Origin of the sequence: Marinobacter sp. RI1, assembly GCF_041155085.1 — a bacterium.
Classification (GTDB): domain Bacteria; phylum Pseudomonadota; class Gammaproteobacteria; order Pseudomonadales; family Oleiphilaceae; genus Marinobacter; species Marinobacter nauticus.
This window is the reverse complement of the sequence record NZ_AP031605.1, coordinates 908,339-920,720: the sequence shown is the minus strand read 5'-3', so window position 1 is coordinate 920,720 and position 12,382 is coordinate 908,339. Positions and strand designations below refer to the sequence as shown.

At 58.8% G+C, this 12,382-nt stretch carries 8 protein-coding genes; 2 read left to right on the top strand and 6 right to left on the bottom strand.

The annotated features are described in order from the left end of the window. Nucleotides 1-80 precede the first annotated feature (80 nt). Nucleotides 81-2,501 carry a xylulose 5-phosphate 3-epimerase gene (locus tag ACAM27_RS04030; RefSeq protein ID WP_222562222.1) on the top strand — a complete coding sequence of 807 codons (2,421 nt, stop codon included), beginning with the start codon at nucleotides 81-83 and terminating at the stop codon, nucleotides 2,499-2,501. Here ACAM27_RS04030 and ACAM27_RS04025 read toward each other — a convergent pair. From ACAM27_RS04025 to ACAM27_RS04015, 3 genes are all read right to left on the bottom strand, one after another. Beyond that, nucleotides 2,482-5,214: a cation-translocating P-type ATPase gene (locus ACAM27_RS04025; protein WP_369612606.1), complete on the bottom strand. Its 2,733-nt coding sequence runs from the start codon at nucleotides 5,212-5,214 to the stop codon at nucleotides 2,482-2,484. The two genes, ACAM27_RS04030 and ACAM27_RS04025, sit on opposite strands and share 20 nt — an antisense overlap. A gap of 103 nt (nucleotides 5,215-5,317) precedes the next feature. Then, on the bottom strand, nucleotides 5,318-7,048 hold the full coding sequence (locus ACAM27_RS04020; RefSeq protein ID WP_369612605.1) for an alkaline phosphatase: 1,731 nt from the start codon (nucleotides 7,046-7,048) through the stop codon (nucleotides 5,318-5,320). A 211-nt stretch (nucleotides 7,049-7,259) separates the two neighbouring features. Then, the gene (locus tag ACAM27_RS04015) at nucleotides 7,260-7,871 is read right to left on the bottom strand and encodes a Yip1 family protein (RefSeq protein ID WP_011787018.1); all 612 of its coding nucleotides are present in this window, start codon (nucleotides 7,869-7,871) and stop codon (nucleotides 7,260-7,262) included. Between the two features lie 260 nt (nucleotides 7,872-8,131). On the opposite strand from ACAM27_RS04015, the gene ACAM27_RS04010 reads away from it, so the two are divergent. After that, on the top strand, nucleotides 8,132-8,935 hold the full coding sequence (locus ACAM27_RS04010; protein WP_011787019.1) for a dienelactone hydrolase family protein: 804 nt from the start codon (nucleotides 8,132-8,134) through the stop codon (nucleotides 8,933-8,935). 62 nt (nucleotides 8,936-8,997) lie between these two features. Here ACAM27_RS04010 and ACAM27_RS04005 read toward each other — a convergent pair whose 3' ends face one another. The 3 genes from ACAM27_RS04005 to ACAM27_RS03995 form a co-directional block, all read right to left on the bottom strand. Next, on the bottom strand, nucleotides 8,998-9,204 hold the full coding sequence (locus tag ACAM27_RS04005; RefSeq protein ID WP_008172950.1) for a cold-shock protein: 207 nt from the start codon (nucleotides 9,202-9,204) through the stop codon (nucleotides 8,998-9,000). A 260-nt stretch (nucleotides 9,205-9,464) separates the two neighbouring features. Beyond that, nucleotides 9,465-9,845, bottom strand: coding sequence for a fluoride efflux transporter CrcB (crcB, locus tag ACAM27_RS04000; RefSeq protein ID WP_011787020.1), 381 nt, complete (start codon nucleotides 9,843-9,845; stop codon nucleotides 9,465-9,467). A gap of 14 nt (nucleotides 9,846-9,859) precedes the next feature. Next, nucleotides 9,860-12,307 (bottom strand): acyl-CoA dehydrogenase, encoded by a 2,448-nt coding sequence (locus ACAM27_RS03995; protein WP_023009476.1) that lies wholly within the window; start codon nucleotides 12,305-12,307, stop codon nucleotides 9,860-9,862. Nucleotides 12,308-12,382 lie beyond the last annotated feature (75 nt).

The window sequence follows — 12,382 nt, the reverse complement described above, 5'->3', positions numbered from 1 at the left end:
GATACGACTGACCTGCATCAAGGGGGCTGACGGCGGTCCGTTTTACACTTCCTTCACACTCATCAGCCATGGAGGCCGTCATGTCATCGCCCACTGAACCCGTTCAGGCGCCCAACGAGGCAACACCAGGCTCAGCCTTCCATTGCTGGCAGCAGGGCTATGGCGTTATCCGGCACTCCGAACAGACCTCCGCCAGAGTCCGGGAACTCGCTGGAAAACTGGTTAGTGCCGGGCACCAACCGGATGAAGATACGGTGTACCGGAAGCTGATCGCCCTGGACCGGCTCACCAGCGCCGGCCTGTGGCTGGTGGTGCACATGACCTATTGCAACCGGGTGGACATTGCCGGCGCCCCCCTGGTCGCCCAGGATTTCAAGGCTTCGCCGGAAGGCCATACCGGAGGCGCCCTGAACATGGCGCCTGCCTACGCGGCCTACCTGGCCCTCAACAACCTGACCGGAAAAACCCGCAGCTGGCTGATGGGACAAGGGCATTGTGTGGCCGCCGTGGATGCACTCAACGTTCTGACCGGCAATCTGCATCCCGAGCAACGCGCCCGTTACCTGGCGCCTGAGGGACTATCTCGACTGGCCTCCGACTTCTACAGCTATCGCCAGAAACCGGATGGCACGATGGCCGCCCCCCTGGGCAGCCACGTAAACCCCCATACCGCCGGGGGCATTATCGAAGGCGGCTACCTTGGGTTTGCAGAGCTGCAGTACGCACATATGCCTCTGCCCGGTGAATCTCTGGTGGCCTTCCTTTCCGACGGGGCCGCCGAAGAACAGCGCGGAAGTGACTGGATACCCCGATGGTGGCGTGCCGAGGACTGCGGACTGGTCTTGCCGGTGATGATTGCCAATGGCCGTCGCATTGAACAACGAACCGAGCTTGGTACCCGAGAGGGTCTGGAACGGTTTGAGCAGCACCTGCAACACCGGGGCTTTGACCCGGTGCGATTTGACGGCCGTGATCCCGCGGCTTTCGTCTGTGCCATGTACGACATGGAGCAGGCACTAGCAGCCCATGGCACTGCTGCGCAACAAGGTGAGACCAGCTACCCGGTTCGCATACCCTACGGTATCGCAGAGACCGTGAAAGGCTATGGTTTCTATGGCGCCGGAGAAAACGCAGCTCACAATCTACCTCTGCCCGGCAATCCTCGTATGGATGCCATATCCAGGGAGCTGTTCAATGAGTACGCAACACCGCTATGGGTAAAACCGCAGGAGCTGAACCTGGCGGTATCCGAGCTGAATGAACACAGCCAACAGGGCCGGCCACTGGAGCGGGATCACCCGCTGGCGCTTCGCCGTCCCTCGGAACCTGCCATTCCGGTTTTGCCCTGGGCTCAGAACAAATGCTCACCCATGACTGCCGTTGATGAATTCTTCAAGGCTCTGGTCGCGGACAACCCGGAACTCCGGCCCCGGGTCGGCAACCCGGACGAACTCGCCAGCAACCGACTCAAAGGCGTGCTCGACAGCCTCAAGCACCGCGTGAACGACCCGGAGAACGAGGCCGAGTCAGTACACGGCAAGATCATTACGGCACTGAATGAAGAGGCGGTCGTCTCTGCCTGCCTGGCCAACAAAGCGGGATTGAATCTGGTGGCCAGCTACGAAGCCTTCTGCGTGAAAATGCTCGGCGCTATCCGCCAGGAGTTGATCTTCGCCCGACATCAGAAAGAAGTGGGCCGGCCACCCCAATGGCTGGGACTGCCAGTGATTGCCACCTCGCACACATGGGAAAACGGCAAGAACGAGCAATCCCACCAGGACACCAGCTTCTGTGAGGCTTTACTGGGAGAAATGAGTGATGTCTCCCGGGTGATTTTCCCGGCTGACTACAACAGCGCCCTGGCGATTCTGCCATCGGTTTACCGGGAGCGGGGCCGCATCAGTTGCCTCGTTATCCCGAAACGGGAGCGCCCGTGCGTCTTCAACGGCAGCGAAGCCGAAGCACTGGCAAGACACGGCGCACTGGTGGTGGACGAGGATACCTCGGCTGGCGAAGAACCCCTTCTGCTGATTGCCAATGGCGCCTATCAGCTTTCCGAGGCCATACGGGCTTGCGAGCGTCTGCGCGAGACCGGCACACCGTTCCGGCTGGTCTATCTGCAGGAACCCGGGCGCTTCCGTCAACCCCGGGATCCGATGGAAGCCACCTCCTGCCTGACCGAGTTTGAGCGGGAGCGTCTGTTCCCCCATCGCATGCACCGACGGGTTGCCCTGACCCATATGCGGCCGGAAGTGTTTCGCGGACACCTGCACACGCTGTTCCCGCATCCCGGCCATTCCCGGGTACTGGGCTACATCAATCGGGGTGGTACCCTGAATGAAGCGGGCATGCTGTTCGCCAACCGTTGCTCTTGGGGCCATGCCCTGACGGCCTGCGCCGAGGTGATGGACAAACCTCCCGGAGAATGGCTCTCCAGCGCCGAACTGGCCGCGGTGGAGGGCCGAGGCGATCCGGGAGTGATTACCCGCGGACTGCCTTGACCCGGTTACGTATCGCAGTTTCCAGTTCCAACACCAGCAGAACCACAACACCAGCCACCACGGAAAACGCCAGCTGCTCCAGGCTCAGGGCCGCAGTGGTAAAGGTGTGCTGGAACCAGGGCAGGTAGGTGAACAACAACTGCAATACCACGACCGCTGCGATCGCTGCCAGCACAACGGGGGTGCCGAGCACCCCCCGCAGGGTAATCGAGGCACTGTCGAGATAACGCACCGCAAACAGGTAGAAAACCTCCATCGCCACCAGGGTGTTGACCGCCAGGGTGCTGGCCAGCACCGGGTCCTGATGGCGATGCATGACCCAGAACCAGGCCGCGAAGATGCCCACCAGAAACAGCAGGGATACAAACGCCACCCGCCAGACCACAAAGCCCTGCAGCAAGGACTCGTCCCGTGGCCTGGGAGGTTGCCGCATAACTCCGGGCTCGGGCGGTTCAAACGCCAGGGTCATGGCCAGCAGCACCGAGCTGACCATATTCACCCAGAGAATCTGCAAGGCGGAAATGGGCAGCGTGAGCCCCAGCAACAAGGCGGTGATCAGGCTGACGGATTCCCCCCCGTTAATCGGAAGCATAAAGGCAATGCCCTTACGCAGGTTGGTGTAAACCGTGCGCCCTTCCCGGACAGCCGCAGCAATGCTGGCGAAGTTATCATCCAGCAGCACCACCGATGACGCCTGCCGGGCCGCTTCCGAGCCCTTTACACCCATGGCAATGCCAACATCCGCCCGCTTCAGTGCCGGGGCATCGTTGACGCCATCACCGGTCATGGCCACCACACCATGCAGTGCCTGCAGGGCTTTCACTAACCTGAGTTTGTGCTCGGGGCTGGTGCGGGCAAACACATCCACCTCTCCGGCCAGACTCCGGAGCTGATCTTCATCCAGGTCATCAAGCTCTTTGCCGGTCAGTACCCGGTCGGCATTACGCAGCCCGAGTTTTCGGGCAATGGCACCGGCCGTCAGGGCGTGGTCGCCGGTAATCATCTTCACCCGAATACCGGCATCGTGGCACTCTTTGATAGCGCGGATAGCCTCCTGCCGGGGCGGATCCAGCAAGCCCACCACCCCCAGCAATTCAGCGCCCTGTTCCAGCTCTTCCAGCACCAGTTCCCGGCTGCCTTTCGCCATTGGCCTGCGCGCCAGTGCCAGCACCCTCAGGCCTTCGGAAGCCATTTCCGTAATGATCCGTTCCCAGTGCTCCGTGCTCAGCGGCTCCGTTCCACCGTCGGTGGATACCTGGTGCGCACACATGGCCAGAATCCGTTCCGGAGCGCCTTTGAGATAGGCAATACCGTGACCGTGGTGGTCGTGATTCAATGTGGCCATGAACCGTATGCGGGTATCGAAGGGAACCTCATCAACCCGTGGCCAGGCGGAGGCACTGTTCACATGATCAAATTCCGCCTTGCCGGCAAACACTTTCAGCGCGGCTTCCATGGGGTCACCATGAATAGAAGGCTGCCCGTCTTTGCCAATAATGCTGGCGTCGTTACACAGTGCCGCCGCCCGGGCAAGCTCAGCCAGCACCCCATCGCCGGTGACCGGCTGCCCCCCCCGGCAGACCATGCCATCGCTACCATAACCTTCGCCGGTAATCTCATAGCGCTCACCGGAGGTCACAGCAGTAGTCACCATCATTTCGTTACGGGTGAGCGTGCCGGTTTTGTCAGAGCAAATGACTGAAACCGCGCCCAGGGTTTCGATCACCGGCATCCGGCGTACCACCGCCTTGCGACGCGCCATCTGGCGCACACCAATGGCAAGGGTAATGGTGAGAATGGCAGGCAAGCCTTCAGGAATGGCTGCCACCGTCAGGCCCACCACCGCCATGAACAACTCCCGGAATTCCAGGCCACTGAACACCAGTCCGCCAAAGAAGATGAGAATGCCGGTCGCGATGACAATCAGAGAAAGCCCCCGCGCAAACCGGTCCATCTGTTCCAGCAGCGGAGTTTTAAGACTGGTGGTATCAGCCAGCAGGCCGGAAATGCGGCCGATTTCGGTATGTATACCGGTACGTACGACAACGCCCCGGGCGGTGCCCGTGGCCACCATGGTGCCGGAGAACGCCATGCCAGTCTGGTCGCCGAGGGCCGACTGCTCGTCCACCGGATCGGGGAACTTGTCCACCGCCTCGGATTCGCCCGTCAGGATAGCTTCCTCAATCTTGAGGTTGTTGGTTTTTTCCAGGCGAAGATCGGCGGGCACACGGTCACCAGCCTCCAACAGCACCGTATCACCTGGTACCAGATCGCCGGCATCCACCTGATGCTGGCCGCCGGCCCTGACAATGCGGGCGCGGGGAGCCAGCATATGACGGATAGCGGACAAAGCCTGCTCGGCCCGACCTTCCTGGATGAAGCCGACCAGGGTCTGAACAATCACCACCGCCAGAATCACCCCGGCGTCGACCCAGTGTCCGAGAGCACCGGTGATGGCCGCTGCGGTCAGCAGTACATAAATCAGGAAATTACGTAACTGGCGACCGAGCCGGGCCAGGGGGCCGGACGCCCTACCCTCTGGCAACTGGTTGGGACCAAACCTCTCATACCTGGCCCGCGCACTTTCGTCGGTCAAAGGCTCCGGCGCTTCCAGAAGAACCCGCGCCTGTTCTGCGGCCAGGGCATGCCAGGCCTGAGACTGTGCGCCCCCGGCCACTGTCCGCTTTGAACCTGGCGTGCTGACATCTGACATATCCCTGCTCCCTGCCTGAGGTCTGGGTCAACTACACAGGATTCTGCCGGTACCGCCAATGCGCCAGGTCAAACCGATGGCCGGTATAGCTGCACCCGGTTGGCTATACCGGATCGACCGTTCGGTTCCCGGCACCCGGCAAGGTCTTCCGTGCCGCAGACCGACTGTTATCAACGGTGTATTCCCGGCTCTTGACGGTATCCACGAAATACCAGTTAGCCAGGGCTTCGTCCTGAGTGAAAGTAACCACCATATAACCACGTTGATTGATGTTCAGGTAGTCCAGGCCATCCACCAGCAGGCCAATGCCCTGCTCTGCATCGGCAATCATGGCATCAGGCAGTCCCAGATAGTCCTCCAGTCCGGGAGAAGACACCGAGGCAGTGGCAAATTCCACACCCACCTGGTTGCCATTCATATCCTTCAGATTATTGGCCCAGGCGTTATGGGTATCTCCGGCCAGCACCACCAGGTTTTTGTCGAATTGCCGCGCCATGCCCAGAACAACTTCTCTTTCGGCCTGATAGCCGTCCCAGGCATCAAGATTGTAGGGCGCGGCCGTGTTGATTCGGCTCAGTTCCTGCTCAGTGAGTGTGGGGTCGCGCTGCAGGGCTCGGAATTTGATAGTCGCAAGTTCCGCCAGAGCTTGCGGCAGTTCCGAAACGTTTCCCGTGGCAATACCCAGCAACAATTCCGCAGGCAAATCCATACGCCCCATCAACACCTGCTGCCCCAGCACCTGCCATCGCCCGGATGACGTAGCCAGCTTGTTCTGTAACCATAAACGCTGTTCAGCGCCCAACAGTGTCCGGTTTGGATCAGCCACATCGGCCATGAATTGCTGTGCGTTCAGCCCGCTTTCACTCAGATAATTCAGGTAATCCAGCTGCTGATCGCGCCCGATAATGCGCGTATCCAGCATATGCAGATCCACCAGATCGCCAAAACGGAAGCTGCGATAGATGGCCTCGTCATTACCTTCAATCACCGGTCGGATCGGCATCCACTCGAAGAAGGCCTGCAGCGCCGACAGCTTGCGCTGATCAAAATCGCCTTCAGAGTCATCGTGATTTTCAGCACCGTTACGCCAGGTATCGTTAGCCACTTCATGGTCGTCCCACACCACAATGAACGGTAACCGCTGATGGGCCAGCTGCAGATCCGGATCCTGCCGGTAAATAGCATACCGGCGGCGATAATCCGCCAGTGTCAGCAACTCCCGGTTATTGTTTTCCGGGAAGGTCCGGCCCAAAGCCCGGGCATCTTCCGAGGCATAGCTGTCCGGGTCACTGCTGTACTCATAGATATAGTCGCCCAGATGAATCACAGCATCCAGGTCCGCCTGGTTTGCCACTTCACGGTATACGTGAAAGTAACCGGCCGGGTAGTTGGAGCAGGACACCACAGCCAGTCGCACCTGCTCTACCGACCCTTCCGGCAAGGTAGTCGCGGCCCCTACGGGAGAGGTGGCACCCGAGGAGCGGAAACGGTAATAGTAACGCTGGCCCGGCATCAGCCCCTGGGCATCCACCTTAATGGTGAAATCATGATCTTCGGTGGTTTCGGCGGTTCCTGAGCGCACCACCGAGGCAAACTCCGCATCGGTGGCGATTTCCCAACCTACTTTCACCTTGCTGCCACGCTCGGGCACGGCCCGGGTCCAGAGAATAACGCTGTCCTGTAGGGGATCACCACTGGCCACACCATGGGTAAAATCAACCCGCCGTTTGTCATCGCTGTCCAGCACACACCCCGCCAGGCCGCTGGAAATCGCCACCGCCCCCATACCCAGTGCCGATGCTTTCAGAAAATCCCGTCTCGTCAGTCTAGCCATTGTCCACCCCTGTCATGTTCGTCATATGCTTTTTATCGTGTCCGGAAACCAAAACCGGTTGGCCTGAAAAGCTAGACCAGAGATATGAAGAACGCGTTGCCGGATTGCGACAGGGCTGTGGCAAATTCCGACAGGTGCATCGCAAGCAGACGGCAGTCACAAAAAACGGGAGCCGAAGCTCCCGTTTTGACAGAGTGAATAACGTGTTTGGCTAGCCGCTGACGAACACCGGCCCGAGCCCCAGATTCCAGAGAATGACCGAACCGACTCGGGTGGATACCAGGATCACCAGTGCCACCGTGAGTAGAGCCCCTCCGTACATGACCGCCCGCTCCTTTTCGATGCCCATGACGATCGGTAAGCCGTCGTACATCAGCCAGGCGCCGTAACAGGCCGCTGCCAGAAACACCACAGCATTGAACCAGGGCACCGGGTACAGCAGCGCAAAACCGGCCAGGAACAGTGGCGTACAGGAATAGGCTGCCAAGGCAATACCGTTAGACGGCACGTGCTCTTCCTTGGCGCCATAGGTTTTCGCCATCCAGTTAATGGCGTACCCGAGGGCGAAGACCCCCACCAGCATGGCGAGGTAGGTCAGAACGCTCATCTGGAGGGCACTGATTTCGGTGAGCTTGATCAGCCGTTCGCTACCGATAGACCAACCAAAATGGGCCGTCGAGATGTAGGCACAGATTGGCGCTATGGCCGCCAGAACGACGACGTACGCCACATAAAGACGAGTTGGATGTTCGTGTTCTTTCTTAATGGATACCCACTCATCTTCCGGGTGGGTGAAGAGACCAAACGCATGGGACAGAAGCATAAACCACCCCCTTTATTGCTGTTGTTGGTATGGGTGGATACGGTGCCCGAACCATTTCGGACTTAAAACCGTTCCTGTTCTTAACTATAGTCAAGAATCAGATTCGGGAAAGCCGGCATTGATTCTCTTTACTTATCAGATCCGGCCTATAAGACCGTTTTGTTCTGAGAACAGGACACGCCAGTGAGTCTGGATCGATTTTCTGGCTGCCAACGTAATCATGGAAGTGTCACCAATCCTGGCAAGGAGTAAAAAACGCGATGATCCGTATCAGAACCGCAGTACCCACAGCAATCCTCTCCCTTTTTATGACCAGCACACAGGCGCTTGCAGAAATGCAGACCGAAACCATTGAATACACCGTAGACGGCCAAACCTTCACCGGCTACCTGGCCTGGGACGACGAGTCCGACCAGAAACGCCCCGGCGTGCTGGTGGTACACGAATGGTGGGGCCACAATGACTTTGCCCGGGAGCAGGCGGAAAAGCTGGCAGCCTCCGGCTATACCGCCTTCGCACTGGATATGTATGGCTCCGGCAAACAGGCCGACCATCCGGATACCGCCCAGAAGTTCATGCAAGAAGCCACAAGCAACATGGAGCAGGTTAAAGCCCGCTTCCTGAAAGCCAAGGCACTTCTGCAGAACCATGACAGCGTTGACCCAGACCGTATTGCTGCCCAAGGCTATTGCTTCGGTGGTGCCGTGGTCCTGAACATGGCTCGTATGGGCGTGGATCTGGATGGCGTAGTCAGCTACCACGGTGCCTTGGGCAGCCCGCTGCAGGCCGAAGCTGGCGCTGTAAAAGCAAAAGTGCAGGTCTACACAGGCGGCGCAGATGACATGGTTCCCTCGGAACAGGTGGCCGGGCTGGTTCGGGAAATGCAGAATGCCGAAGTGGATCTGACGCTTGTCAGCTTTCCCGGCGTGAAACATTCCTTCACCAATCCCAATGCCGATAAGGTGGCCGAACAGTTCGGCATGCCAATCGCCTATGATGAAGCAGCTGCGCGGCGCTCATGGCAGGGCACCATGCGTTTTTACGAGGAAATTTTCGGGGAATAAACAGGCAACAAAAAAGGCAGCCTCGGCTGCCTTTTTTGGGTTATTGCTGAATCCTCAGGGGATTACAGAGCAACAACGTTCTCCGCCTGAGGACCTTTCTGGCCCTGAGTTACGGTGAACTCGACCTGCTGGCCTTCGGCCAGGGTCTTGAAACCAGAGCCCTGAATGGCGCTGTAGTGAACGAATACGTCCGGGCCGCCTTCACGAGTGATAAAGCCAAAGCCTTTTGCTTCGTTGAAGAACTTAACAGTACCGGTAGTAGTAGACATACTTAAACTTCCTGAAATCAATCATATTATCTGCTGCCACACACTCATAGGGTGCTGGTCAGCGTGTAACGGAAAAACAGAACTCGCGGGATCAAAAACAGGACGGTCACTACTAACTGCGGAGGTACGTCTTATTCATGAACTGCTTTACTGATTCTTTCCTACGAACCCACTCTACTCTGGAATTTCGGGCTTGCCAAGCGTAATTTCAATAATTTGTGTAGGTAGTGATACCCACAGATTCTGACTCGCCCGCAGGCTTACCCACGCACCAGGGAAAAAGTCAGAAATCCGAGTGCTGTCATCAGGATAGAGCCAACAACATGGGCCAGAATTCCGACCAGGGCCATACCCCACTTGCCTTCCTGAAGGGCGGCGAACATCTCCAGCGAGAAGGTCGAGAAAGTCGTCAGGGCGCCACACAAACCTGTCACCGCAAACAGACGCCATTCCGGCGAAAGCACACTGCTCTGGCTGAAAAAAGCCATCAACACGCCAATCAGCCAGCCACCACTGAGGTTGGCAACCAGTGTGCCCCAGGGAACGGCGTGATAACTGGCGTTAAGCCAGAGCCCAAGCCCCCAGCGCAGGTTGGCGCCTATAACGGCACCAACGCTGACTGCAAGAACCGACCACCACATGCTACCCGGCCGCCTCAGGCCGGGTTGTGGTCGATCAGGGTTTCCCGGTTTCGGGCAAACTCGTCAAACGGGAAATCATCCACGGTGAGCATTTCCAGCACCACCTCTTCATACTGGCGCATGAAGTCGGCTTCTTCCTTGCTGAATACACCGGCCTCCAGGGCGGCCTCAAAACGCTCCTCGGGATGCAGTGCGGTCATCGGCAGTTCGCCCTTGGCGTAAGCCTTGGTGGCCTTCCGATACAGCTGCTCGGCCTTGTCGTAGTCTTTCAACAGACCGTTATAGCGGGCGACGGGATTTTCCACCGTGCCTTCCCCGTCTGTAGTCCAGGCACCAGCCATCAGCTTGTTGCGAACCGGAGTATCGGTGGTGATGGAACGGGCCAGCTTGCGCGCCAGATCATCATGGGGCGCATCCCAACGGCATCCCAGCGGCAGGGTAATAGCTCGCAGAGCCAGTGCCACCGGCCGGTTCGGCAGGTTCTGGAGGAACTCGTCCAGTGCCAGCTCGGTACGATGCAGCAGATAGGCCAGGCTGTACTGCATCAGTTCTTTCTCGCCATCCACCGGCTGGGTTTCGTGCCAGTTCTTCAGCACCATGGAAGCCAGGTACAGATTCGCCAGCATGTCACCCAGGCGTGCCGAAATCAGCTCGCGCATTTTCAGCTCGCCGCCCAGGGTTGTCATGGCCGCATCGGCACACAGGCCGAAGGCAGAGCTGAACCGCGCCAGGGCCTGGGCATACTTGCGGGAGGCACTGTCGAATGGCACATCAGCCTTGCCCAGGCCCAGCGCCTGCGTAAAGGCGCGGGCGGCATTGCCAAAGATTAGCCCGGCATGACCAAAGAACGCCTCATCAAACGCCTTGATATCGTCATTGTCCTTCGCGGCAAGCTCTTTCAGCACATAAGGATGACAACGGATGGCACCCTGACCGAAGATCATCAGGCTGCGGGTCATGATATTGGCGCCTTCAACGGTGATCGACACCGCCGCACCACTGTAACCAATGCCCAGGTAGTTGCGGGGTCCAAGGGTTACGGTTTTACCACCGTGCACATCCATGGCATCGGTGAGGATTTCACGCTGAAATTCGGTCAGGTGATACTTGAGGATAGCGGACGGTACCGCCGGCTTCTCGCCCCGATCGATCATGTTAGCGGTGTGATTAACCGCCGCCTGAGCAATGTAGGTTTTAGCCGCAATGCGGGCCAGCGGGGCTTGTACCCCTTCCATCTCCGCCACCGGCGTATTGAACTGGCGGCGAATTCGGGTAAAGCCACCGGCCGTGCCCACAGCATAGGCAGCGGCGCCGGCAGCACCGGACGGCAGGGTGATACAGCGACCCACCGAGAGACACTCAACCAGCATGCGCCAGCCCTGGCCCGCCATTTCCTGGCCACCAATAATATAGTCCAGCGGAATGAACACATCCTTGCCCTTGATCGGGCCATTCATGAACGGGGACCCGATGGGGCAATGGCGCCGGCCGATTTCCATGCCCTCGGTATCCCGGGGGATCAGCGCACAGGTAATGCCGTAATCTTTGGTGTCCCCCAGCAGCCCGTCCGGGTCAAACATCCGGAACGCCAGCCCGACCACCGTGGCGACTGGCGCCAGCGTAATCCAGCGCTTTTCAAAGTTCAGGCGGATACCCACCACTTCTTTACCATCCACTTCCTGCTTGCAGACAATGCCGGTGTCTGGCAGCGAAGTGGCATCAGAGCCTGCGCGAGGCCCGGTCAGGCCAAAACAGGGGACTTCCCGGCCATCGGCCAGTCTCGGCAGATAATAGTCTTTCTGCTCTTCGGTACCGTACTTCACCAGCAGCTCGCCCGGGCCGAGGGAGTTGGGCACGCCGACTGTGACCATCAGCATTTCGTTGGCGGCCAGCTTCTGCAGCACTGCAGTCTGAGCCTTGGCGGAAAACCCGAGGCCACCGTATTCCTTCGGAATGATCATGCCGAAGAACTTCTCTTTCTTCAGGAAATCCCAGAGCTCCTTGGGTAGATCGGCACGCTCAACCGCCAGATCCCAGGCGTTACACATGGAAATGGCCTGGGTGCACTGGTCGTCGACGAAGGCCTGCTCTTCCTCACTCAGACCGGTGTGGCGGTTAATCAGCAGGTTGTGCCAATCCGGGCGACCGGTGAACAGTTCGCCATCCCAACCAACGGTACCCGCTTCCAGAGCCACTTTCTCAGTGTCTGACACCTTGGGCGCCACCTTCTTGAACATGGCAAACACCCGGGGGGTGAGCCAGCTCTGCCGGAACTGGGGCAAACCCGCAACAGCGGTAACGGCCGCGCCCGCCAGAAGGACAAAAGCAAGCCAGCCAGAGGCCAGAAACAGGGACAGCACACCCACCACAGCCATCACGCCAATGGCGGGTTTGGCACCGGATTCCCGGCGCATCACGTACAGCAGGCCGGCCAGAGCCACCAGAAAAAGAATCAAAGTCATCTCAGGATCTCTCTGTCTTCCATGGATTGGAGTCTCCGGCCAGTGCCGGAGCCCTTTGACTACACTTCGTTACGT